Here is a 25,169-nt window from a genome sequence, read left to right as displayed (position 1 = left end):
TCTATTCACCCGTACCGGTGGCATCAGAGAGATCGCCCTGCAGCGATCCGCCTGAGGAGTCACCAGAAGGAGTGCTCTGAGAGCTGTCACCATCGCCCTGTGCATGCTGCTTCGATTGGGCTGCACTTTCTCTCTGTGCAATTGCCTGCAGGGCACTCTGCGCCGCCGACTTAGATCCATACTCATCGTTCGGCTCAACCGCGATCGCCTGGTTGTAGGCATTCTTTGCGTCATCGATATCGCCCTGTCCCTGATAGAGGGTACCGAGCGCCAGCCAGGCCGGACCGAAGTTGGCATCGTTTTGCGTCAGCGTCACCAGTGAGTCGATCGCACCTTGGGTGTCTCCCCCGTAATACTGAGAGTACGCCCGATTGACCCGCACGGCGTCAGAATCATTCTGCGACAGGTACTGGTCATACGCGGCGACCGCCTTGTTAAAGATATCGTGGATGTGGTCGGCATCGCCTGAAGCCTGGTCGCTTGTCATCAGCGCATGACCCCACCGCATATAGGTATTACCCACGTTGAGAAGTGCAGCAAGGTTTGAGGAGTCCTCACCCACTTTCTGCTGCTGCTCGCCGACGAGCGCCTGGTAGCGCTGGTCGATCTCACCCTCGGAGGCATCGGCGGCATCGGTGTCCTCGCTCTGCCGTTGCCGCTGTTGCTTCTGCTCTTCCTGTTTCCGGTTTCCCGCAACGACAGAGGCAAGCGATGGCACCATCATCGAGATGGAGATGATCACCACAAAGATGATCAGGATGATCTTGACGGGCAGGCTCAGATGGAGGGTATTGTACTTGCTCGTCTGGAGGCCTCTGGATTTGCTCAAGGAGCGCTCCGCGCGCTTCAGATCCCTATCGGTGATCGTTCCGGTCCCATGGGCGCCCTGCGAAGCTACTTGCTTGTGTTTTGCTTTCTTCGCCGGTTTGCGTACATGTTTTGACTGCTTTGCCATCCTCTAACATTCTCCTCTTTGCGCGCCCCGCTATCCTGTGAATGATACGACGCCTGCACTTCTAACAGTGCAATCCTACATATATACTATGCAGGATTGCATCTAGAAATTATATACAACTACTCCATGTCCGAAGCGTCGGTGAGGTGCGCAACCCTTTCAGGCCTATTTGGTCTGACGGGACTCCCGCTCGAGGCGGGCAGAGACGAGCTTGACCGCCACAACGAAGACGTCGAGGGCCTCACCTAAGCTCTCAAGGCTCGGAAACGTCGGGGCGATACGGATGTTGGTATCCTTCGGATCCTTACCGTAGGGCCAGGTCGCGCCGGCAGCGGTGAGCCTTACGCCGAGGCCCGCGCACATCGACACGATCGCCGTCGCCGAATTCTGCGGCCCGTCGAACGAGACGAAGTAGCCGCCGTCGGGGTGGGTCCACGTCGCGATCCCGAGATCGCCCAGGCCTTCGGAGAGCTTCTTCTCGACCAGATCAAAGTGCGGGCGCACGATTTCTGCATGCTTCTTCATGTGCGCTTTGATTCCGTCCATATTCTTCAGGAACTTCACGTGCGCCAGCTGTGAGATCTTCTCCGGGGAGACGCGCATGACCGAGAAGGCCTCACGGATCTCTGCCATATCCGCAGGCGATGCGGTCACGAAGGCGATACCGTTGGATGGGAAGGTGATCTTCGCGGTGGAGCCGAACTCGTAGACCAGATCCGTCTGTCCCGCTTCCTTCAGGGCATCAAAGATGTTGAGCTGATCAGTACCGTCGCCTCTGAATGTATGTACCTTGTACGCGTTGTCCCAAAAGATCCTGAAATCAGGGGCAGCAGGCTTCAGCGCTGCAAACTCACGGATTACCTCATCCGCATACACCGCACCGGTCGGGTTGGAGTACTTCGGCACGCACCAGATGCCCTTGACGGTGGGGTCTTCCTCTACGAGCTGCTTGACCTGTCTCATATCCGGGCCGTCATCCTCCATTGTGACCGGGACGTTCTCGATGCCAAACGAAGCGGTTACCTTAAAGTGGCGGTCATAGCCCGGGGAGGGGCACAGAAACTTCACTTTCCCCTGCTGACTCCAGGGCTTGTTGCCGGCGATACCGTGCATGTAGCCGTTCGCTACCAGGTCATACATCAGGTTCAGGCTGGATGAGCCGCTGACGATCACATTGGCAGGATCGACATCCAAATACTCTGCCGCGAGTTTGCGCGCAGAGGGGATGCCGTCCGGTCCGCCGTAGTTGTTCACCATGATTCCACCGTCAACGAGATCTGACTTTGAGTTGACGCAGTCAAGCATCGGGCGGGAGAGATCGGTCTGCTCCTCAGACGGCTTGCCACGCGCCATATCCAATTTGAGATTTTGAGCCTTCAAATCTTGGGCTTGTCTTTCGAGATCGCTGATCGCTGTATCAAGTTCAGCATCCGAGAGCTTTGCAAAAGCACTGCTCATACGGTCCTCCTTTGTAGGCACGGTGGTGTGCCGTCGCTTTAGGTGTGCTCCCATAGTAAACCAACTCCGTAAAACCTGTGTTTTCTATCTCACGCAAAGCTGCTACTATGTCCTCATGAAAAGGAAATACACCTCCATACATGAAAACACCCGCTCGGACGAATACGGAGAGCTCCAGAAGCTCGTCGATGAGCTCTACCAGGGCAATATGTCCGGCTCCATCTCGAGCATCGATGTGATCACCCGCGGCGAAGTGGATGACCTGAACCCGGATCTGATGGAAGTCCTGCAGCTGCTGCCGGCAGGTAACTACAAGCGCGCCCGCCTCGTCGAGCAGCTCAATTCCATCATCACCGCACACGGCTGGGGTTATACCTACGGCACGCTGTCCTGATCACGCTTGAGCGCTATACCCGTGATCGCCGGGAGCCCCGCACCGCATCCGCGATGTGGAGGAAGGCCAACCCTGAGATCGCCGCAGTCACCGATGCCGCCATGATCGCGCACTTGGCCGCCAGGACCTGCTCAGGCTCGGCAAAGGCCAGGTTCGAAAGCAGGATAGACATCGTGAAGCCGACGCCGCCCATAAGTCCCATCGTCACGACCTGCACCGTATCCATCTCACGCGGCAGCTGGGCAAATCCTAATTTCTCGAGCAACAGCGTCACACCGATGATCCCGATCGGCTTGCCGAGTACCGCACCGAAGTAGATACCACGGGTGATCGGCGAACTGACAACTGCTGCCATATCCACCCCGACCAAGCGGACCTGGGCATTCACAAAGGCAAAGAGGGGCAAAATCACGAAGTTGGTCGCTGTGGAGAAGTAGCGCTGCGCGCGCTGCAGCGGAGGGGTGACACGGTGCAAAATGCGCTCGATCTGGTAGGTGGAGTCGGTGAACTCCCGCTGCCCTAAGATCGCATAATCCTCATCGTAGGTCTCATCCAACTCTCTGGACTGCCCTTTGAGCCAATCTGAAAGGCTTAAAAGCTTCACATCGCTCTTCACGGGAAGCGTGAGGGCCAAGATAACCCCGGCCAGCGTCGAGTGGATGCCGGAGTTGTACATGCACACCCACAGGGCGAAGCCGATGATCAGGTAGGGCTTGAGCGAATAGACTTTTGCATGGTTCAACCAGGCCAGCACCACCACGACGATACCGGAAGCGGCGCACCAAGCGATATTCGGGGACTGCCCGTAGAAGAGGGCGAGGACGACGATTGCGAGGATATCGTCGGCAATCGCCAGGGTTTGGAAGAAGACTTTCGTTGCCGGGACCACCCGCTCCCCCGCCAGTGACATCACGCCTAGGGCAAAGGCGATATCCGTCGCGATCGGGACCGCCCAGCCGTGGGACGCTCCACCCCAGTTGGGGCAGGTAAAGATGATTGCGGGCACTGCAACGCCGCCCACCGCAGCGAGCATCGGCACCATCGCCTGGCGGGGATAGCGAAGATGGCCGACAACCATCTCGTATTTGAGCTCGATCCCCACTTCCAGAAAGAAAATCGCCATCAAAAAATCATTGACGCAGCTCTCAAAGGAGAGCTTGCCGACCAGATCCCCAAGGCGCAGCTCCACCGGCCATTGCATCACCGTCTGAACAGCGTCGGCCGCCGGGGTATTGGCCACGAGCACCGCCGCAAGCGTGGCGAGCACCATTACCCCTGCAGCGATCACTGAGTTCTCAGTCACCTGGTGCATCCGATGCCGCATGCGGGTGCGCTTTAGAACTTCCGATTCGCTGATGATCGGTTTCAAGTTCATCGTAGCGCTGGGATTGTGTGTGTCGCGTTTAGCCATACTCCCCATTTCTTCTCATATAAAGCTGCCACCCTCTAGCCTACCGAATTTTGCAGCGCCGTACAAAAGGGAGTGTCAAGACCTTTGGGAACCAGGCACTGTGAGAGGTTTGTGCGTACAATGGATACGGTTTTGCAAAGACTTCGTCGTAAAGGGTCACCCTATGAAGGACTATCAGCGAGAATTCATTGACTTTATGGTTCAGAGCGACGTGCTGAAGTTCGGCACCTTCACGCTCAAAAGCGGCCGTATCTCCCCCTTCTTTATGAATGCCGGAGCCTATACGACCGGCTCGCAGCTCCACAAATTGGGAACGTTCTACGCTCAGGCGATCAAAGAGCACTTCGGGCTCGATTTCAACGTCGTCTTCGGCCCCGCGTACAAGGGCATCCCACTGGCAGTCACCACGTGCATCGCACTCGATGAGCTGTATGGCAAAGAGGCTTCCTACTGCGCCGATCGGAAAGAGGCCAAAGACCACGGGGCAGACAAGGGGCAGCTCCTCGGTGCTACCCTGCACGATGAGGATGAGGTCGTGATCGTCGAAGACGTCACCACTTCCGGCAAATCGATCGATGAGACCCTGCCGAAGATCAAGGCGGCCGCCGATATCGAGATTGTGGGCCTGATCGTCTCCCTCAACCGTATGGAGGTTGGCCGTGGCGGCGTCAAGAGCGCGCAGGATGAGATTCACGAGCGCTACGGCTTCCCGGTTGCAAGCATCACCACGATGCAGGAGGTGCATGAAGCCCTCACCGGTACGCTCATCACCCCCAAGATCGATCATGCGCTCGACGAGTACTATGCCAAGTACGGTGTGAGAGCCTAAGTTTTTATCCTTGCAGCATCGAATACAGCTGGAATGGCAGGAGCCGCATCTCTCGATGCGGTGCCTGTTCATATACCCCTTATTTCTTACCGACAGCTTCGCAGCCAGCGTCCCCGCTCAGCTCCGAACGCACCACGTCCTGCAGATGTTTCTGTGCCTCTGCAAGTCTATCTTTGTCCCCTTCTTTGCGGGCAGCCCGATAGGCATTCATCGCCTTGAAGAAGGCAGTTCCCGTCGGATCCCCAGGATCAGTGTCCTGTGTGTCCGTTGTGACGGTCTCTCTGACCTCCTGTGTGGAGGATGAGAAGGCCGCACCGCAGGCAGCAGGCTGTGCGGTTCCCTGTACCTCTTCTACATCCTGTTCCCACAGAGATTCCTTCAGTTCTTTTGACATGTGCAGGCCGCTGGCCGCGATATCGTCAGCGAGACTGTGCTTGGGATCCTGCTCACTCATGACAGTCCCCCCAGCTTCTGTGCCTGCTCGAGCAGCTGCGCGCTTCTGTCGTGGAACATCAGGCCTTGGGCGTGATCCACAAACTTCTTGGAGCCATTCTCCGCCACGAAGTGGGTGAAGTCGTGGTCCACTGCGAGGTGAGTTGTGAGGATCAGCATCTCCTGCGAGTCTCCGAAGGCGGCACCGACAAAGTCAATCGCAGCGTCAATCGAGTGCTTCAGGCTCTTCGAGGAAGCGGAAAGGTCTCCCACGAGTCCGTTGAAGATTCCTTTCACGATATCATAGCCTTCCTCACCGGAAAGCTCGCCGCAGCCCTGGGTTATCGCACGAGAGACGTCCTGGCGCAGCTGCGCCAAGGTACGTGACTCGCGTGAGAGGACCTCCTGGCGCCTGACGGTCGCCCCGCCCTCTGTCTTCAGGCGCTTGAGCTCTGAATTTATCAGGCTCTCCGCCTGCTGGATCACCTTCAGGATCGCCGCACCATTTTCAGCGCCCTTGAGGTCTTTCAGGACGCTTCTGACTTCAAGCAGTGCCTGCTTCCGATAGGCGATCTTGTGCGCATCGCGCAGCAGGACATCGATCAGGAGGTTGATGAGGGCCACACGCTCGTCGAACGGCGCCTGCTTTGCACGGGTCACCAGGTCGTTTGAAGCGGAGCCTGCCAGGATCATGTTGACCTGGTAGTCGTCTTGGTACTTCTCAAAGAGCTCGAGGTAGAGGCTGAAGTCCTCCGCGATCTCCGGATCCTGCAGGTACTGGCCGATCAGGTCGAGGTCGATCTTGAGTCCCAGCTTTTGATAAGCCTGGATCATGCGGGAAAGGTCTTCCCAGCCACGTGCGGTCACGATTGAAGTGCTGTCGACCTGAGCCTGTACGTGGTAGAAGTTCTGCGGCTTGTTCGTGAGGTAGGTGATGATCGCAGGGTGGACGCCGTGGGCGTGGGCATAGTCCATCCACACATCGAGATCCGGTTCAATATCGATCACCTTCATACGGTCGAGCATCGCCGCATCAAACTCACGGGCGGCGCTGTTGTACTCAGGCGGGTTGCCGGCGGTGATGATGACCCAGCCGGTCGGCAGTTTATGCTGGCCAAAGGTCTTGTACTGCAGAAACTGCAGCAGCGACGGCGCCAGCGTCTCAGAGACGCAGTTCACCTCATCCAAAAAGATGATGCCTTCCTGAATGCCGGAAGCCTTGATTGCGTCGTAGGTGGAGGCGATGATCTCACTCATCGTATAGCGTGAGATCTTGTAGGTCGAACCCCCATAGGTCGCCTCGGTGATATAGGGCAGGCCCAGCGCACTCTGACGCGTGTGGTGCGTCATGGAGTACGACACATAGTTGATGTGCAGCTCCTGGGCTACCTGTGACACGATTGCGGTTTTGCCGATGCCCGGAGGCCCCATCAGGATCAGCGGACGCTGCATCTGGGACGGGATCAGATAGAGACCTTGGTCATCCTTCGCCAGGTAGGCCCGCACGGCGCCTTTGATCTGCTCTGTCGCGGTTTTAAGATTCATGCTTGCTTCCTAACGTATGTCGTGTCCCGATCCAGCTCTTCCGCCTCACGCGTCAATTCTTCCGGCGGCAACACAAGCTGGATCGCCCAGGGAGGTACTAGTTCCTTTCGGTAGGTGGAATCCAGAAAGACAAAGGCCGTCTTGTAGCGCGGACGGCGCTTTGGATAGATTCCGTACCCATCGGTAAAGTAGATCAGCCCATCGAGGTGGGAGAACTCCCCCTGCTCCTGCAGCTCGTTGACATAGGTGAAGGCCGGGCGGAAGTCGGTCCCCCCGAAGCCCTTCACTGCGATGTGGGATTCCCACCGCTTCAGGTCATGCTCACTGGTGATCTTCGTATCCGACTCAACGCCTGCATCCGCCTCGATCAGGTGGATGTTGACCTTGTCAGCAAAGGCCCCACTCGAAGTCAGCACATCGAAGGTCACATCGACGAAGCGCTGAAGGGTCTCACCGGCGACCGATCCTGAGGTATCCAGGACAATCACGAACTCTTTGATCGTCCGCTCATCGCGGTACTCCAGAGGCTCGATCAGCGGCATATTCTTGTAGAGCTGCATGCCGTAGGTATAGAAGATGTAGTCAAACTCGTCCTGTGAGACATGCATGCTCTCGTGCACCGAAGCGAACTTGCGCAGGAACTGCCGGTAGTCCACCGGTCGGTGCGTGCGGATCTCGAGTTCTTCCATCAGATCGCCCAAGGCGTCGCCGCGCTGCTTGGAGATAGTCTGCAGGTCGACGTTGATCGTCTTGGCTACCCGCATCCACTCGTGCTCGTCACGCTTGCGCTGCTGTTCGCGCGCCGCCTCTTCCGCTGCCTGCTCCGCGGTGCAGCTACCCCCCTCAGCCTCTGAGGCTTGGGTTCCGGAGCCGCTCGTCTGCGTCTGCCGTTCGCTCCCCTCACGGGTCTCACCGGCGGTCTTCATCTGCTCGTGGTGGTGCTCGACAAACTCGTTGGCCTCATCGGTGGTATCGCGCTCAATGTGCGCGCAGCCGGATTCCTCTTCCCCATTCGGGGGCTTTGGGTACCACAGGTCATGGATATCACTCTGGAAGATATCGACCCAGGCAGGAATGTAGGGCCGGTACTTACGCGTCTGCAGCACCCGATAGAGGCTCTGCGTTGAGAGCTGCTGGTGCATGTTCGATTTGAGATGCTGGATCGTGAGCTCGATCGAGTCGCCGCGCTCTGCGGGTCGCGGCCCACAGATCTCCGACACCAGGTTTTCCACCACAATGTCGCAGGCTAGGCTCCAAGGGCCCTGTTCAATGTCCCTCGTGACAAAGGGGTGCATCAGAATACAGTGCAGGAGGGTGTGGACGACGTCACGGATCGGGGCTTCCTTGGTCCTGACAAAGTCGTCGAGCACCCGGGTGGGGTCGATGTAGAGCTTCTCACCGTCAGTTGCAAAACTCAGGGGCATAGGCGCCGGCGCCATCACAATGTCCAATTGCCCGATTGCAAGCGCCAGAAAGTGGTTATCTGAGACCACCAACCCCTTCGCAAGCTCCACGACCTGCTTTGCGAGCGCAAACTGCTTTTTGCGCTGCGTCGCGAGATCTATACCTTGTGCATCGTTTACTTCCACGGCCATATCCTTACAGCAGCAGGTCCGAGAGATCTCCGAGGTCGTCCCTGTCGTTTCCCTCGTCCTGATCAGATTTTGCCTGCGGCTCTGTGTGCGGCGCAGCACCTTTCTTGCTGTCGTTGACCCCCTGCGCCACCGTCAGCAGCCACGCTGCGACTTCGGCGTGCCCTGCCTCACTGGCGGCGTCGATCGCCGCATTGATGTTAGCGGGGGTGAAGGTGTCCTTCCAGGGACGCATCTCTTTCAGCTCGTCGAGGCAGGCTCCCCGGGCAAGGACCCTGAGCAACACGCCGTTTTGGTACTGGGTACCTGGCGTCAGGTGGTTCACCATCGCCCTCACCAGATCGGTATTCTTCTGGAGCCAGTCAGCCCCGGCAAGCTTCTGGTAGAAGACCTGTGGGGCACACTCACAGATAAACGCCATCGTATTCTCATCGGTATCCGGCGTAATGAACCTGGCGGCTACCGCATCGATCCGTTCAGTGTCACCCTTATTGTTGCTGCACATCTTGAGCAGGGCACGGGCCAACTTAAGGCAGCTCTTCGCAGTCTCCGGCTGATAGGAGGCGGGGTTCCGGTGCGCCGAGGAAGCTAGAAGCAGGGCAGTGCGCAGCAGGTCGTCGAAGACCACTGCGGAGAAACGCCCCTCGCTTGCTATCTTCTCAATCAGCGCCACCGTAGTGACGATCGAGTAGCCGCGTGAGTAGTTGGCACCCAGAAGCGCCTCAGAGTTCGAAGGCGGCACAAAGGCGCCGCGGGTCACCGAGACCGCAAAGGGATTCTCGAAGAGCTCCTTGGAGACTTCGGTTAACCCTCCTCGCGTCAGACGCCTCACGAGCTCGTCGCGGTTAGGGGTGCCGAGCGGGATCGTCGGATCCTCCAGCAGGTCAACCCCGCGCCTCAATAGGTCGCGCGCGATCTCCTCCCGGCCTGAGCGCAGCGCCAATGCGAGCGCCCAGCCACGGTAAACAAAGGGAGCGAGCGTATCGAAGAGAGTATCCACGATCTCCTTGCTCGACCAGAGGCAGGCACGCTCCAAAAGATCGACCTTCTCGAAAGGTGAGATCTGGGACAGATAGGGCTCGACGGCCTTCAAGGCCGCGCGGGTCTCCTCGTCGTTCCCATTGACAATCTGTATGCGTACCTCCGCCATCAACCGCTTATACCGGCGGGTTTCGCACGTGAGTTCCATGGATCGTATAGCCTCTTTCGACAGCCTGTGTGGCCGTCTTCTCTGTTGCACCGTCGTATCTCTAGTGTAATTCAGCTACAATGGTACCTGTTTCAGGTACCGTGCGCACCCGTTGTATGGGGAAAGTGCACACGCACCACCCTGTGAGCGGCATATCGTTCGCGCACTTAAAGATCTATCGAGGCACCACGTGGCTGAGGAAGATACGCACACCACAGAAAGCATCACTTCGACCGAGCACGTCTCTTCCAATCTGCGCTACGGGATCGGGGTGCTTCTGGTCGCAGCCTTCGCAATCTTTCTCTTGTTCCTGCCGATTTTCAATGGATCCTTCCGGCTCCTGCTTCTGCGGTGGGTTGGCTCTGCCTTCTGCGCGGTGCTGATGGTGATGGCCTGGATCCAGATCCTGAACTATTTCAACCGCAAGCTCTGTGTCGACGAGGAAGGCGTGCACTACACCAACTGCATCGGGCAGACCCGCACCTTCGGCTGGGGCGAGGTCACTGCCGTCGATATCCGTGAGAAATCCCACTCACTTGAGCTGATCCTGCGCGGGCGTGTCAGGACTTTCCACTCCTCAAGCACCAACTTCGACAAACTGGTCGACTACGTGAACGCCCACACCGAGTTGATAAAAGACACCAGCAAGTAGGTGATCCCTATGCAGATCAGGCCTGCAGAAGAACAAGACATCCCCGCGATCCATCACCTGCTCGAGCAGGTTTTAGCGATCCATGCGAACAAACGTCCGGACCTCTTTGTCCCGAACAGCGTGAAGTACACCGGTGAGGACCTAAAAGTCCTCCTCAGGGATCCTAAGCGCCCCATCTTTGTGGCACTCGACGAGGACGGAAGCGTCGTCGCCCACGCCTTCTGCGAGTTCCAGAACAACACCGGGGCCAACAACCTGACGCACATCAAGACCCTCTACCTCGACGATCTGTGCGTCGACGAAAAGTCACGCAGGAAAGGCATCGGCAAAGCGCTCTACAAGTACGTGGCAGGCTTCGCACAGCGTGAGGGCTGCTACCGCCTCACGCTGCACGCCTGGACCCTAAACCCTGAGGCCGTCCAGTTCTACCAGCACTTAGGCCTTCAGACCTACTGCCTATGCATGGAGCAGATCTTGAATAAGGACAATCACTGAGGGTTGCGCATAAAATCGGGAAGCTGCCCCTGCTTCGCATTGCACGCGATATCCTCAAGCGCGATTGCGACCCCGTCATCTGTTGAGGTGCCGATGTGGTAGCGGGCAAGCTCCTTGATCTGATCGGTAGCATTAGCCACCGCCACGGTGTTGCCCACGAGCCTGAACCCCGGCACATCGTTAGCGGAGTCCCCGAAGATCACGACCTCATTGGAGGATACCGCGAGCTCCCCCATCAAAATCCTGAGGCCGCTCGCCTTGTTGACGCCCCGCGGTACCACGTCGAACCAGTTGGGGGCGGCGGACACGAAGTAGAACTCCTTGAAATGCGGGGCGACTTGCTCTTGCACAACCTTGTAGCCGGGCTTTCCCATCGGCATCCCGATCGTCGCCGCAATGTAGGGGATCTGCGGCAGCTTCTCCACGAAGTTGGCCTTGAAGCCGAACTTCCTTTCAAAGGGCGCCACCTCATCGTGGTTGTCATCCACGATCCACACCGGGTTCTCGATGCTGGTGTCGGCCGGGAAGCCGACGCAGAAGAGGCCATCGAACTCTTTCACGCAGTCATTGAGCCGCACAAATGCCTCGTAGTCGATATCTCGTTCATAGACGCACAGCCCGTCGACGTAAACCTTTTTCCCGCTCGACATGACCCCGGTCTGAAAGCCCTGGATATCCCCCTGGAAGAACCGGAAGAGCTCAAAGTAATCTCGGCCGGTCACCGGGCCAAACTCGATGCCCGCATCCTGCACGGCGTGGATCGCTTTGAGGGTTCTGGTCGATACATAGGGCTTCCCGAACGGGACCAGGGTGTTATCCATATCTGAGAGTGCTAAACGAATCACGGTGGCTCCCCTCACGTTAGCTGAATGTGTCCTTCCCACATTGTAATCGAGGTTTGAGCTCTGGGTTACCGAATAAGGTCAACGTGTACCACCATGTGCCCGCACGGGTAGGATAGAGAAAAACAAACCGAAGGAGAGCTATGCAGACCAGCGTAAAAATCGGACAGCGGGAAGAGCGCTTCGAGGTCCCGGACGACGAGCTCATTGAAGTGATGCACGCGCGCGAGCTCACATCGTCCGTCTCTGAGCAGGAGGCCGTCACGTCCGCCCTCGCACACCCGATCGGCACCCCACGCCTCGATCAGTTGGTTCACCCAAGCGATCAGGTGATGATCATAACGAGCGACTGCACCCGCCCGCTCCCTACCCCGGTCCTCTTGGGACCGGTCCTCGACGAGCTGCATGCGGCCGGCGTGGCAGATTCCCACATCACATTCGCTGTGGCATTGGGTTCCCATCGCCCCCAGACTGAGGAAGAGCTCAAGACGATCTTCGGGCCCTACTATGGTCACTACTCGATCGTCAACGGCGGCGACGAGTTTATCTCCTTCGGCCACACCAAGCACGGCACCCCGATCGATATCCTGACGCCGATCGCTGAGTCCACGTTCCGGATCGCCCTAGGCAATGTCGAGTACCACTACTTTGCGGGCTACTCCGGCGGCGCCAAGGCCATCATGCCCGGCGTCTCCACCTCTGCAGCGATCGAGAAGAATCACTCCCTCATGCTCGACGATGCCGCACACGCGGGCAACATGGAGAGCCCCGTGAGGCTCGATGTGGAGGAAGCCTGCCGCGCCGTCGGTCTCAACTTTATCGTCAATGCTGTCCTCGACGAGGATCACCATGTGGTCTTTGCAGCAGCCGGAGAGGTCGTCAAGGCGCACCGCGTCGCCTGCAAAAAGCTCGATGAGCTCTTTGGCTGTCCGCTTTCAGAGCAGGCGGACATCGTGGTGGACTCCCAAGGCGGCGCCCCCAAAGACCTCAATCTCTACCAGCTGCAGAAAGCCCTCGAGAATGCCAAGTATCCGGTCCGCAACGGCGGCATCATTATCCTCGTCGGCTCCTGCCAGGACGGGTTGGGAAACCCCACCTTTGAGCAGTGGATGCACGAAGCGAAAGCTCCTCAAGATGTGATCGATCGGCTCAACAAGAAGTTTGTTCTCGGTGGCCACAAAGCCGCGGCAATCGCCCGCGTCGAGCAGAAAGCCTCGGTCTATCTGGTGTCCGATCTCCCTGACGAGGCCGCGCTGGACTGCTTTATGACGCCCTACCACTCGCTACAGAAAGCCCTGGATGCCGCACGTGGGTCAGTCAAGAGCGCTACGCATCGCACACCCCGCATCCTTGTGATGCCCGCCGGCGGCTCGACGCTCCCCCTGATGCAGCTGAACGCCCAGTAGAGCGCACCTACTCCCTCGCACGCTAAAACTATGGAGTCATACGCCGGACACCCGCAAGGGCGTATCCTTAACCCTGATAGAGGCGCAATGAGAAGAGTTTAGCGACCGATGGAATCAAACGAAGAGAATCAAGCAACTGAGAGGCCCACCCTGGGAGAGTTGGGCCCTAACTGGAACGTCGAGGATCCTCACATCAGACCGGAGGATGCCCTGGATACCTTCCTCACCTGGGTGGAGGGACAAGGCCTGGAGCTGTGGCCCCATCAGGAGGAAGCGCTTCTGGATATCGCCACCGGCGACCACCTGATCTTAGGGACCCCCACCGGATCCGGAAAGACCATGGTGGCGCTCGGCATGTGTTTCATCGCGCTGTGCGCCGGTGAACGCTGCTACTACACCGCCCCGATCAAAGCCTTGGTCTCAGAGAAGTTCTTCGGACTCGTCGACCTCTTCGGTAAGGACAATGTCGGGATGATCACCGGGGATACCGTAATCAACGCAGACGCCCCGATCATCTGCTGCACCGAGGAGATTTTGGCACAGGACTCCCTGCGTTTCGGTACCGGCGCCGATATCGGCTACGCCGTGATGGATGAGTTCCACTTCTACGGGGATAAGGACCGCGGTTGGGCCTGGCAGGTACCGCTGCTGACGCTTCCCCATGTCCACTTCCTGTTGATGAGCGCAACCTTAGGGGACACCACCGCAATCCGAAATAAGCTGCAGGAGCTCACGAAGCGCCCCGTCGATGTGATCGACGACGCCCCACGTCCAGTGCCCCTGCACTATCAGTTTGTCGATACCCCGCTGGAATCCACCGTGGAGCTCGCCCTCAAAAATGGGCAGGCCCCGATCTACATCGTGCACTCCTCCCAAAATGCAGCCTTCAAGAGCGCCCAGGCACTCGCCAGCTACGGCGTGAGCGACAGAGAGCAGCGCACCAAGATCAAAGAGGCGATCAAAGGCACCCGCTTCACCACGAATTTCGGTAAGGCTTTAAAGCGCCTGCTGATCACCGGTGTCGGGATCCACCATGCCGGCATGCTGCCCCGCTACCGCCTGCTTGTTGAAAAGCTCGCGCAGCAGGGACTCCTCCCCGTCATTTGCGGCACCGACACCTTAGGGGTGGGCATCAACGTCCCGATCCACACGGTGATACTGGCGCAGCTCACCAAGTTCGACGGGCGCCGATGCCGCCGAATCAGTGCGCGTGAGTTCCATCAGGTTGCAGGGCGCGCCGGCCGCGCGGGGTTCGATACGGAGGGGATCGTCCTCGCGGAGGCCACTCCCTACGAGATCGAGAAAGCCCGGGCGCTCCTCAAAGGCGGCGGCGACCCGAAGAAAGCACGCAAGGTCAAGACGAAGACTCCACCGAAGGATTTCGTCACCTGGAACGAGCAGACCTTCACCCGGCTCGTCGAAGCGACGCCGGAGACCCTGACGCCCCATCTGCAGATTACGAACTCGATGGTGCTCTCGGAGATCCAGCAGGGCGGGGACGCGCAGGCGCGCCTGCATGAACTCGTGGACAACTCCGCGCAGACTGACGAACAGAAGCAGGAGCTCCATGCCCGCGTCGATGAGATCCTGGCGACCCTGCTCGACGCTGGCGTGATTCAACACAACACCGAAGACGGCAAGGAGGTATGGTCCACCCTGGTGGATCTGCCGGACGACTTCGCGCTCGACCAGCCCCTCTCCCCCTTCCTGCTCGCTGCGCTCGAGCTTCTGGATCCTCAATCGGACACCTATGATTTAGACCTGATCTCGATGGTGGAAGCCACACTCGAAGATCCGAGCCAGATCCTGCGCGCCCAGGAGCATGAGGCGCGGGATAAGGCGATAGCGGAGATGAAGGCCGAGGGAATCGACTACGAAGAGCGCACCATGCGCATCGAGGACGTCACCTACCCCAAACCTCTCGAAGATCTCCTCAATCAGGCCTTTGCAAGCTACTGCGCCAAGGTGCCCTGGGCAGGCGACTACAGCCTGCACCCAAAGAGTGTTCTGCGGGATATGATCGAGTCCGCCGCTGATTTCAAGAGCTACATCCAGCGCTACAAGATGTCCCGCTCTGAGGGCACCCTCCTGCGCTACCTCTCCGAAGCCTACCGTGTGCTCGACAGGACCGTCCCGACAGCCAAGCTCGACGATCACCTCAAAGACATCATCGCCTGGCTGTCGCTGCAGGTACGCTCCATCGACTCCTCGCTCTTCGACGAGTGGGAAGCGGCGGGCACCTTGCCTGAGGATACGACCCCACCGGATAAGGACGGGGTGGTCCACGACCGGCGTGGCCTTACGATCCTGGTCCGTAACGCCCTGTGGCACCGCGTGCGCCTTGCCCAGGCAGACGACGCTGAAGCGCTGGGTGAGCTCGATGCGCCCTATGGGTACCGTGAAGTCGTGTGGCAGCGCCTGCTCGATGAGTTCCATGAGGCACACGAGGATATCCTGCTTGACCAGGATGCCCGCTCCACCAAGTACTTCATCCTCAACACCGGCGACGAAAAGGGGAAGCACACCTGGTCAGTGCACCAGATCTTTCGGGACAGCGACGACGACCACGACTTCGGGATCGCAGGAGCGGTCGATCTCGACCGCTCCCAAGAGGAAGGCGAGTGCGTCTTCTCCGACTACCATGTCGGATTCGCACAGGCCCTCCTCGAGCAGGGCATCACGCTGGGATAAGAGCACCACCAAAGGAAAGGTGTAGGTGGAGCCATGAAAAAGATACTGATCGTCGCGACCGGCGGCACCATCGCTTCGATGCCTCAGGAGGATGGGTTGGCGCCCGAGCTCTCAGGTCAGGACCTGATCCAGCGGGTACCCGAGCTCAAGGGGCTCTGTGACATCACGACCGTGCAGCCGATGAACATCGACAGCACCAACATGCACCCACGTGACTGGCTCACGATCGCCTCAGTGATCGCCGAGCGCTACGATGAGTTCGACGGCTTCGTAATCCTCCACGGGACGGATACGATGGCGTACAGCGCGGCGGCGCTCTCCTATCTTCTGCAGGACAGCCCCAAACCGATCGTGCTCACCGGCTCACAGCAGCCCATGGCGGCACCGTTCACCGATGCGCAGCTCAACGTCTACCAATCAATTATCTTTGCGCTCAATCCCTGTTCCTTCGACGTGAACGTCGTCTTCGGGAGCCAGGTGATCGCAGGTACCCGCGCCCACAAGCAGCGGACCATGAGCTTCAACGCCTTCTCCTCGATGAACTATCCGGTGCTCGCCTACATCAGAGGGGACAAGGTGGTCTGGTTTGGACTGATGGAGCCTGACCCTGCGGCACGCACAAGGCGGGCACTCAAGCGCTACACCAAGCTCGACGAGCGAGTGATCGTCTTGAAGCTTACCCCGGAGCTCAAACCCTCAATCCTGGGGCTTCTGAAAGACGACTACGATGCGGTGATCCTCGAGACTTTCGGGGTCGGCGGCATTCCCGACTACAACCACCACGCCTTCCGGCGTGCGATCTTTGAGTGGACTGACTCCGGCAAGACTGTCGTACTCACCACCCAAGTCCCCGAAGAGGGCCTCAACTTAGGGGTCTATGAAGTCGGCCACGCCTTTGCCCACCACCCGGGGATCCTCCAAGGGGAAGACATGACCACCGAGGCGATCGTCGCGAAGACTATGTGGGCGTTGGGACAGAGCCGCGAGCGTGAGGCGATCGAAGGCCTCTTTTCACAGGTGATCAACCACGACCACACCCCGACGAGCTAAGATCGTGTCAATCGGATGTTTTCCCACACGAACAGGGCTTGTCCTCACCATATCGATGCCTGTTCAAAGTTTTAGGTGGTATACAATAGTGCAAAACTTGTATCTGGCTAAGAGGAATCCCAACTCGTCGCCAAGCAGGTAAGAAGGTTTTCGTACAGTGGTAAAGGAGTAGTGGCGCCATGTCTTCTGAGCCTGAGAGCATCCGTAAAGTTAACATCATTGGCCATCTTCATCCGGATACCGACAGTATCTGCGCGGCTATCAGCTATGCCTATCTGAAAAACCAGCTCGGCGACACCTACTACGAAGCGCGCCGCGCCGGCGCTATCAACCGTGAGACGCAGTTCGTCCTGAAGCACTTCGGCTTCACGGAGCCTTCGCTCATCACCTCGGTGCGCCCGCAGATCAAAGATATCACAGTACAGAGCGTCCCCGGTATCGATAAGGAGATGTCCCTCTTTACGGCCTGGAACACGATGCAGGAAGGCAAATCCGATACCCTGAGCATCACCGACAATGAGAACAACCTGTCAGGCATCATCGCGGTCAAAGATATCGCGAATGCCAACATGGATATCTTCGATAACAAGGTGATCAGCGAAGCGCGCACCCGGTATCGCAACATCGTAGAGACCCTCAAGGGTGAGCTGATCCTGGGCGACCCCGACGACACCGTCGACCAAGGCCGCGTCTGTGTCGGCACCTCTCCGGAGATGATGGAAGGGCTCGTCGAGCCGGGCGATATGGTGCTCGTCACCAACCGCTATGAGACCCAGCGCTTCGCGGTGGAGTCCCATGCGGGCTGTCTCATTATCTGCAACGGCGCCCACCCGAGCCATGTGGTGCAGGAAGCCGCCAAGGACAACGGCTGTTCCATCATTACCACCCCCTATGACACCTACGCGGCTGCCCGCCTGATCTCGATGTCCATCCCGGTGCGCGCCAAGATGCTCCCCGTTGACAAGGTGCTGCACTTCTCCGTCAACACCACGGTCGACGACGCGAGAAAAACGATGTCCACGAGCCGCCACCGGTTCTTCCCGGTGCTCGATGAGGACGGCAACTACGCCGGCATGGTGAGCGGTCCCAACCTGCTCTCCCCTAGAAGAAAGCACGTGATCTTGGTCGACCACAACGAGCGCAGCCAGGCGGTCGACGGCCTTGAGCAGGCAACCATCATGGAGATCATCGACCACCACCGTATCGGCAGCATTGAGACCGACTCCCCGGCACTCTTCAGAAACGAGCCTGTGGGCTGCACCTGCACGATCATCTACAGCATCTACCAGGAGCAGAATGTCGAGATCCCGAAGCGGATCGCAGGCTTGATGCTGAGCGCTATCCTCTCCGACACCCTGGCCTTCCGCTCCCCCACCTGTACGCCGCGTGACGTCTACGTGGGCAAGCAGCTCGCAAAGATCGCAGATGTAGACATCGATTCCTATGCGGACCAGATGTTCGACGCAGGCGCCGACCTGACCGGGCGTACCGCCGAGGAAGTTTTCTCGAGCGACTTCAAAGTCTTCAGCCGTGGGCATGCCCGCTTCGGCGTCGGCCAGTCTTCGTTCATGACAAAAGCGAGCCGTATGGCTGCCGAGGACCTTGTCGGGCCGTACCTGCCACAGGGTGCCGAGGCCAACGATCTGCCGATAGTGTTCTACATGTTCACCGACGTCAAGTCGCAAACCACCGAGTTTATGTACTCCGGTCCGAACACCGATGAGATCGTGGAGCGCGCCTTCAACGTGAAGACCAAGGACCACATGGCCGTGCTTCCGGGTGTCGTGAGCCGCAAGAAACAGGTGATTCCGGCATTGATGACAACAATCCAGTCGATGCAGGAAGACAGAGCCTAGTCTCCAACTGAGGGAACATTGATTCTGAGAGCGCCTCGCTTTTCCTAAGCAAGGCGCTCTCTTCTGTTCTGCAATCAGGGTATTCATGGGTCTTATCTGGTTCGCCCCACAACGTTCGCTGCCATAGCCCGCAGACAACCACATATATAAAGAACTCTCGGTAAGACCACGATTGACCTCGGCCCTTGCTTTCCACCAGTCCCAGAGAGGGCTGGGACCTGTCGACAAGCGCGCCTCGTATGGACATAGCTGCCTTCCGCAAGCTGGCCGGAAAGGATCTCCTTGCTGTCCTGCGTAGCATGCCTCGCCTGCTTTGTCCACAGGAAGCAGGTGAGGTAAGTGCTGCAGCCATTTTGTCGACACCTCATGGAATAGGAGCAAGAACTTGCCTGAGCCTTCGCTGCATGGTATTGGTAAGGCTGCTCTCACCGTCTCTGGACGTGGCCGCAGGCTGCGTGATCCCGAGTGAGGAAAGGATACGCACATATCCTGCATAGTTATCTGCTACGGCCTAGGAGCTGTCAGTGATGCCTGAAAGAGCAACCTTTAGCTTTCGTTGGGCCTTCCCCTCCCGTGAAGCGTTGCATATTCGTCTCTAAGGTCATCTGTGGCACACGCTGCGCAGACCTTCTCGTTCGATATCGTGCGCGAGTGCACGGTATGGCCGTGGCCTGTGTGCCTTTAGGGCATCTGCACATGCGACCTTTCCCTGTTGCCCGCAAGCGACTCGCCGAGATAGAGCCTGCCTGGCAACAACAGACGGCATGGGCGCTCCTGGGTGACTGAAGCGGTGCCTGCATCACCTCGAAGTGCCTGATGCGCATGGAACCTACGAGGTCCTTAAGGCTCACATGGCAGACAAAGGCAAGCTCCTTAAGTGTCATGCCTGCAAGGGTGCCTTTTGCATACGTGGTCCCTGTGGTGGCGAAGGGCTTCGACGCCGAGATGGCGGATTCTGTCTTGGCTAAGAAGGTCCTTCCACACGACCTTCACTTCTATCTTTGGAGGCCATATCAAACGTACCTCTTGCAGCAGAAGTCGGCCGATTCGCATCTTAGGCACCTCTTGGGTTTACCTGCAAGCGCAGACCCCGCCCATCTCCTTAGCGATGAGGGCCTTGAGCTTCTCTGAGAGCTCGCGCTTCTTTGCGATGCCTATCTCTTCTACGCGCTGCAGTATCATTGAGTCCGACCCTTCCGCTTCTCGATGCCCTTGTTTGGCGACATGCATTGTAGACGGGGGTCCGGACACTTTTGGGCCCTTCTCAGGTCAATCGTGGTCTAACAGCGAGATAAAGAATTACAGGGAGTCATTGGATGCACAAGCTGCATAAAGGACATGCACGGATGCCGAAAAACTTCAACCTCGAGGAGCGCCTTAACCGCTATGCTGCGGCAATTGAAACCAAGCCGGAGCACTTTGCAGGGCATTGGGCTCAAGCTTGCCATCCTCTGGACGACGGAGAGGCGTATAAAAAGGTCGTACTCGACCTCGGCTGCGGCAAAGGCACTTTTGCCTGCGGCATGGCTGCGATGCATCCTGACATCCTCTTTATCGGAATGGACACCGAGCCCGTCTGTATCGCCTATGCAGCGCAGAATGTCTGTGAGCACCACCTCACCAATGCAGTGATGGTGCCGGGGATGGGCTCCGATGTAACAAAGTTTTTTGGACCGCACGAGCTTGACTCCATCCGCATCAACTTCCCGACACCGTTTCCCAAGAAACGCCTCGCAGAGTATCGCTTGACGATTCTCGAGCGCCTCTTGGATTACCGCAAAATCTTGAAGCCCGGCTGTAGCTTGATTCTCAAGACTGATAGCCAACCCTACTTCGACTTCACGCTGACCCAGCTTAAGCTCGTGAACTACCACCTCGATTGGCAGACCCGCTTCACGCGAGGCAAGTTGCCCGACGAACCAGTAACGGAGTACGAGGAGCGGCTTGTCGCACAGGGCGCCCATGTCCTGGGGCTCAAGGCGACCCCGCAGGATCCGGCTCCGGAGCATCCGGTCCAGACCGCAGAGCTTTCACTCTCAAAGTATCTGCCTGAGAACTTGGATGATCTCGGTTACATCCCCTATGGGATGGAGAACACCGTGGTGAACCTCAAGAACTACGAACACAAACATCACGAAAACTATTTTAAACATAACCGATAGGCAGCAAAAGGGCGGCCCCGCAGAGCTGCCCTTTTGCCGCCACTGTGTCACGCAGGTTCTCAGATCAACGTACGGGTGGAGTTCAGCACGCAGAGGATCATCACGCCCACGTCACCGAAGACCGCAAGCCACATCGGAGCGAGTCCGAAGAGGGCCAAGATCAGGATTGCGATCTTGACTGCGATCGAGAAGACAATGTTCTCATGCGCGATCTTGGTCGTACGGCGGGCAATCTTAATCGCCAGTGCGATCTTAGAGGGCTTGTCGTCCATAAGTACTACATCTGCGGCCTCGATTGCGGCATCAGAACCCATCGCACCCATTGCGATACCGACATCAGCGCGAGCCAGAACCGGCGCGTCGTTGATACCGTCACCGACAAAGGCAAGCGAGGTGTCATCTCTCTTGATATCCATGAGCCTATCCATCTGATCGACCTTGTCAGTCGGGAGCAGCTCAGCGTGGTACTCGTCGAGCCCGAGTGAGGTGGCGACCTTCTCAGCAACGTCCTTACGATCACCAGTCAGCATCACCGCTCTGTGGACACCCTCCTTCTTGAGGTCCTGGATAGCCTGCCTGGAATCTTCCTTTATCTCGTCAGAAATGATGATATGGCCAGCATACTTACCGTCGATTGCGACGTGGATGATCGTGCCGACATCCCCTCTGCAGACGTGCCACTTGGCGCCTTCTGCCTCCATCAGCTCAGAATTGCCAACTGCCACACGCTGTCCGGATACGGTCGCGACGATACCTTTACCCGCGATCTCGTGAGTATCTTTAACCTCGCAGCCATCGCCCACGCACTTGTACGCATTGCGCAGCGCTGCCGCGATCGGATGTGTAGAGTACTGCTCAACGTGTGCCGCCAGATGCAGGAGCTTCTTTTTCTGAAGGCTGCTCTCAGAATGCACCGTATTGACGACGAAGGTGCCACGGGTAAGGGTACCGGTCTTATCGAAGACCACGGTGTCAGTGTTAGCGAGAAGGTCCATAAAGTTAGAACCCTTGACCAGGATGCCGTGCTTAGAAGCACCGCCGATGCCGCCGAAGAATGCCAGCGGAACGCTCAGTACCAGCGCGCAGGGGCAGCTGACAACCAAGAAGGTCAATGCACGGAGCAACCAGGTAGCGAAGTTGGCGGCAAAGTCACCGCTCACAAGCGGCCCGATGATCGCAACCGCAATAGCGGCGTAGACCACGATCGGGGTGTAGACGCGGGCAAAGCGGGTGATAAAATGCTCACTCTTTGATTTCTTGTTGCCCGCATTCTGCACCAAATCCAAGATTTTGGCAGCCGTTGACTCGCCGAAGGCCTTCGTGACCTTCACGGTCAGAACGCCGGAGACATTGACGCAACCAGAGATAATCTGGTCCCCCGGAGCGATGTCACGCGGAGCAGACTCACCGGTGATTGCAACAGTATTCAGACTTGAATTGCCAGTAAGAACGACACCGTCCATCGGAACTTTTTCACCCGGTCTGATTGTGATAGTCTCGCCGACCTGGACTGTATTAGGATCCACAACTTCAACTTTACCGTTACGCTGCACATTGGCTGTGTCCGGGCGGATATCCATCAGTTGGCTGATTGATCTACGGGAATTGCCTTCTGCAATAGCCTCAAAGAGCTCTCCGACCTGGAAGAAGAGCATCACGAAGACGGCCTCTGCGTACATCGGCTCGCCGCCCGGGATGAAACCGATCAGAAGTGAACCGATCGTAGCGATCGACATCAGAAAGTCTTCATCGAAAGGGTGCCCACTAACCAGGTTCTTCCCCGCTGCCATCAACACGTTCCAGCCTGCTACAAGGTAGGCCGGCAGAAACAGCAGCAACTGAATAAACAGTTTGAAATCAGTGAAATGCTGGATCAGCATTGCTGCAACTAGAAGGATTGCGGAGATGATAATTCTGCGTTTGAGGACTGCAGGCTCCAGTTTGTCTTCGTCCTCCTCTTCCTCAAATTCATGCGTCTGTGTATCCGTAGCGCAAGAGCAACTGCCCGACTTCGGCACCTTCTTCGGATACTGTTCGGTGTCCGTTTGCGAAGCCATAGCCCTCCTTCTCTTGGATACCTCTGATGAGACTTTATCCCCTTATCTGAGTATATGACCATTTGCTCATATATTCATACATGAGTATATAAGAAAGTTACACTCTTCGATAGTCTCTGTGGGTGAATCTCCAACAGACACCCAGATGAGAGTAGGAAAAGACGGTTGATGCGAAGATGGCCCCGTGAGGGGCTTCCGCATCGGGCAAGGCAGGATCTGCGTGCCGGGCGCAGCCTGCCCCGGCACATGAACAGGATGCTACGCTACGCGCTCACACTGGCGCACACCGCGATCGGATACGTACGCATCGGCGGAGATCGGACCGTCGTCGGGGTGCGACCGTGGAAGCGGGACGGCCTGCGCTGTCTGGCGTGCGGGCGCAGATACGAGTGCTGTGACGCCTCGCCGGCCCCGAGGCGATGGACATGGCGAGGCCGATGTGCTTCCTGGAATACGCCACGAGGCGGGCCATGTGCACGGAGCACAACGTACTCGTCGAGCCGGTCCCGTGGGCCAGGCACAGGTCCCGCTTCGCTCGTGGCTTCGAGGGCTGGGCGGCGTGCTGCACGGCCAGCGCCGTCGTGGGGCTTACGCGCATGGAGCAGCACACCACCGGCGATCTCCAGACACGGCCGCCCTGGCCCCGGAAGGGCGGGAGACGCCACCCAGGACCAGGGCGATCAAGGGCAGCAGCTCCACACTCGTCAAGAGCCTCGAGGAACTCGCCAGCGTCCAACGCGCCGAAACCGAGTCACTGAAGAAGGCGGGGTCGAGGTTGTCCAGGGCCTGCACGCCGTGCTCGGGGCGACGGTCGTGTCAAGTCGGTCAGCAGCAAAATCAAGGTGACGGTCAAGATGGGCTGCAGCTTCCGCGATGCCGGCAGCCTCGTCGGGCTGCCCATACTGAGATGCTCCAATTGCAAGCCGACGCTCCCAGGGAGGTCCGGAAAGACCGGAAAGAGAGAGGCTGCCTAGATGAACTCCTTACCTACAGAAGCTGACGAAGTCCCTATTAAATTGTAAATCCCTCCTTGCAGTCTGGAGGTCTAATCTGGGCAGCCCATTAATAAGAGCAGGTCTACAATCATGGGAATTGCTCGTCTATCCACAAGAAAGCCCGGATGGGCAGCGGGGTTCTTGCAGATGTGGTAGCCCTGGCCCCCGCTATCCTTCCGGGCCGCCAAAGACTACCACAAAGGGCGAACACGCGAAGCGAAGGCTCGCCGCTTCGGTCACGCCTTGGGACGGCCTTGCAGAAAGCGAGCTTGAAACCAACCCAGGCGCTCGTGGATGCGAGCCATAGAAGCATGTACTCGTTCAGGCATTGCCACCTCAACGGCGATGCGAACGGCGCGCCTGCCTAAGATGCAACAGCGCCGAGGTGTCCAAGCGCGGCAAGGACGCGACCGGCATCCAGCGCTATTTTTTTGCTCAGCCTGCAAGAAGTCGTTCTTCCCGCAGACGGGCACGATCTTCGAGGACCGCAAGCTCCCGCTGTCGGTGTGCTTCGATTTCCTGCTCCAGGTATTCTCCTGTGACAGCTTCGCGTCAATGAGCAGAGAGGAAAGGAGGTCTGATGCCACCTTTTGGATGGGAAAGCTATTCGCCGTGCTCGAGGGTGTCCAGGAGGGCATCGTGCTGTCGGGCAGGGTCTGGATCGACGAGACGTACTGGCCGCTTACCGCCAAAGATGCTGTCAGGAAGCTGCTTTGGGGGCTTTCGGCCAACCAGATGTGCATAGGAGCCGGGGTGGACGACTCGGGAACCTCTATCTACCTCCACGAGGGCTTCGGCAAGACCAGCAAGGCCAAGACGCGCGCCACGTTCGGTGTGCGCATCGAGAGGGGATCGACGCTTCTCCACGACATGGAGGACCTGGGGCTGTCGAGCGAAAGCTACAGTGCCCAAGCTTTTGAAGAGGGCCCGGATGACCTCAACCCGTTGCGCCCGGTGAACCGAGCATGCTTCCTCGGCTCTCATCCGGGGTTCGACAGGGGCGACCTGCAGGGGTAGCTGGAGCTGTTCTAAGTGATCTCGAACCCGCCCAAAGACAGGATGGAGAAGGCCGCCTTCGTGCTCGACAGAGCAATGCGATGCCCTAAAACGCTCAGATTCCGCAGCTTCTACAACGTGAAACCCAGGTCAACGGAGTGA

Annotated in this window: 19 protein-coding genes; 10 read left to right on the top strand and 9 right to left on the bottom strand. The window is 58.1% G+C overall.

Going from position 1 to position 25,169, the window contains the following annotated elements; all coding sequences use genetic code 11:
* Window position 1: 1 nt before the first annotated feature.
* Together J4859_RS03120 and J4859_RS03115 are read right to left on the bottom strand one after the other, a co-directional pair.
* A complete protein-coding gene (locus J4859_RS03120) occupies window positions 2-955 on the bottom strand; it encodes a tetratricopeptide repeat protein (RefSeq protein WP_212332739.1) in 954 nt (317 codons plus the stop codon).
* A 165-nt stretch (window positions 956-1,120) separates the two neighbouring features.
* On the bottom strand, window positions 1,121-2,413 hold the full coding sequence (locus J4859_RS03115) for an aminotransferase class I/II-fold pyridoxal phosphate-dependent enzyme (RefSeq protein ID WP_212332737.1): 1,293 nt from the start codon (window positions 2,411-2,413) through the stop codon (window positions 1,121-1,123).
* Between the two features lie 115 nt (window positions 2,414-2,528).
* Between J4859_RS03115 and J4859_RS03110 the strand changes: the two genes are divergently transcribed.
* Window positions 2,529-2,807, top strand: coding sequence for a hypothetical protein (locus J4859_RS03110; protein WP_212332735.1), 279 nt, complete (start codon window positions 2,529-2,531; stop codon window positions 2,805-2,807).
* Between the two features lie 13 nt (window positions 2,808-2,820).
* Here J4859_RS03110 and nhaA read toward each other — a convergent pair whose 3' ends face one another.
* Window positions 2,821-4,218, bottom strand: coding sequence for a Na+/H+ antiporter NhaA (gene nhaA / locus J4859_RS03105; protein ID WP_249113734.1), 1,398 nt, complete (start codon window positions 4,216-4,218; stop codon window positions 2,821-2,823).
* 163 nt (window positions 4,219-4,381) lie between these two features.
* Here nhaA and pyrE point away from each other — a divergent pair, with 163 nt between their 5' ends.
* The gene (gene pyrE, locus J4859_RS03100; RefSeq protein WP_212332733.1) at window positions 4,382-5,047 is read left to right on the top strand and encodes an orotate phosphoribosyltransferase; all 666 of its coding nucleotides are present in this window, start codon (window positions 4,382-4,384) and stop codon (window positions 5,045-5,047) included.
* A gap of 79 nt (window positions 5,048-5,126) precedes the next feature.
* Here pyrE and J4859_RS03095 read toward each other — a convergent pair whose 3' ends face one another.
* Genes J4859_RS03095 through J4859_RS03080 form a run of 4 tightly spaced genes read right to left on the bottom strand, consistent with a single transcriptional unit; the run spans window position 5,127 to window position 9,805 of the window.
* Window positions 5,127-5,501 (bottom strand): hypothetical protein, encoded by a 375-nt coding sequence (locus J4859_RS03095; RefSeq protein WP_212332731.1) that lies wholly within the window; start codon window positions 5,499-5,501, stop codon window positions 5,127-5,129.
* Complete coding sequence (locus J4859_RS03090) at window positions 5,498-7,024, bottom strand: AAA family ATPase (RefSeq protein ID WP_212332729.1); 1,527 nt, start codon at window positions 7,022-7,024, stop codon at window positions 5,498-5,500. Before J4859_RS03090 ends, J4859_RS03095 begins: the two co-directional genes overlap by 4 nt.
* Window positions 7,021-8,613 carry a VWA-like domain-containing protein gene (locus tag J4859_RS03085; RefSeq protein ID WP_212332727.1) on the bottom strand — a complete coding sequence of 531 codons (1,593 nt, stop codon included), beginning with the start codon at window positions 8,611-8,613 and terminating at the stop codon, window positions 7,021-7,023. Before J4859_RS03085 ends, J4859_RS03090 begins: the two co-directional genes overlap by 4 nt.
* 10 nt (window positions 8,614-8,623) lie before the next feature.
* Window positions 8,624-9,805: a hypothetical protein gene (locus J4859_RS03080; protein ID WP_212332725.1), complete on the bottom strand. Its 1,182-nt coding sequence runs from the start codon at window positions 9,803-9,805 to the stop codon at window positions 8,624-8,626.
* 190 nt (window positions 9,806-9,995) lie between these two features.
* Here J4859_RS03080 and J4859_RS03075 point away from each other — a divergent pair, with 190 nt between their 5' ends.
* Both J4859_RS03075 and J4859_RS03070 read left to right on the top strand, forming a co-directional pair.
* Window positions 9,996-10,457, top strand: coding sequence for a hypothetical protein (locus J4859_RS03075; RefSeq protein ID WP_212332723.1), 462 nt, complete (start codon window positions 9,996-9,998; stop codon window positions 10,455-10,457).
* A 9-nt stretch (window positions 10,458-10,466) separates the two neighbouring features.
* Window positions 10,467-10,952, top strand: coding sequence for a GNAT family N-acetyltransferase (locus J4859_RS03070; RefSeq protein ID WP_212332721.1), 486 nt, complete (start codon window positions 10,467-10,469; stop codon window positions 10,950-10,952).
* Here J4859_RS03070 and J4859_RS03065 read toward each other — a convergent pair.
* Window positions 10,946-11,797 carry an HAD family hydrolase gene (locus tag J4859_RS03065; RefSeq protein ID WP_212332719.1) on the bottom strand — a complete coding sequence of 284 codons (852 nt, stop codon included), beginning with the start codon at window positions 11,795-11,797 and terminating at the stop codon, window positions 10,946-10,948. The genes J4859_RS03070 and J4859_RS03065 overlap by 7 nt on opposite strands.
* 140 nt (window positions 11,798-11,937) lie before the next feature.
* Between J4859_RS03065 and larA the strand changes: the two genes are divergently transcribed.
* The 5 genes from larA to J4859_RS03040 all read left to right on the top strand — a co-directional run bounded on the left by larA (window position 11,938) and on the right by J4859_RS03040 (window position 20,959).
* Window positions 11,938-13,200, top strand: coding sequence for a nickel-dependent lactate racemase (gene larA / locus J4859_RS03060; RefSeq protein WP_212332717.1), 1,263 nt, complete (start codon window positions 11,938-11,940; stop codon window positions 13,198-13,200).
* Between the two features lie 108 nt (window positions 13,201-13,308).
* A complete protein-coding gene (locus J4859_RS03055; RefSeq protein ID WP_212332715.1) occupies window positions 13,309-15,891 on the top strand; it encodes an RNA helicase in 2,583 nt (860 codons plus the stop codon).
* 33 nt (window positions 15,892-15,924) lie between these two features.
* Window positions 15,925-16,941 carry an asparaginase gene (locus tag J4859_RS03050; RefSeq protein WP_212332713.1) on the top strand — a complete coding sequence of 339 codons (1,017 nt, stop codon included), beginning with the start codon at window positions 15,925-15,927 and terminating at the stop codon, window positions 16,939-16,941.
* A 179-nt stretch (window positions 16,942-17,120) separates the two neighbouring features.
* On the top strand, window positions 17,121-18,797 hold the full coding sequence (locus J4859_RS03045; protein ID WP_212332711.1) for a putative manganese-dependent inorganic diphosphatase: 1,677 nt from the start codon (window positions 17,121-17,123) through the stop codon (window positions 18,795-18,797).
* A gap of 1,346 nt (window positions 18,798-20,143) precedes the next feature.
* A complete protein-coding gene (locus J4859_RS03040) occupies window positions 20,144-20,959 on the top strand; it encodes a tRNA (guanosine(46)-N(7))-methyltransferase TrmB (protein ID WP_249113733.1) in 816 nt (271 codons plus the stop codon).
* Between the two features lie 59 nt (window positions 20,960-21,018).
* Here J4859_RS03040 and J4859_RS03035 read toward each other — a convergent pair whose 3' ends face one another.
* A complete protein-coding gene (locus tag J4859_RS03035) occupies window positions 21,019-23,016 on the bottom strand; it encodes a heavy metal translocating P-type ATPase (protein WP_212332709.1) in 1,998 nt (665 codons plus the stop codon).
* A gap of 1,589 nt (window positions 23,017-24,605) precedes the next feature.
* Between J4859_RS03035 and J4859_RS03030 the strand changes: the two genes are divergently transcribed.
* Window positions 24,606-25,028 (top strand): hypothetical protein, encoded by a 423-nt coding sequence (locus J4859_RS03030; protein WP_212332707.1) that lies wholly within the window; start codon window positions 24,606-24,608, stop codon window positions 25,026-25,028.
* Window positions 25,029-25,169: the final 141 nt, after the last annotated feature.

It is taken from the genome of Atopobium sp. oral taxon 416 (genome assembly GCF_018128285.1).
In the GTDB taxonomy this organism is placed as follows: domain Bacteria; phylum Actinomycetota; class Coriobacteriia; order Coriobacteriales; family Atopobiaceae; genus Olsenella_L.
Note: the sequence above shows the minus strand (reverse complement) of the source record. Positions and strands in the feature narration are given on the sequence as shown.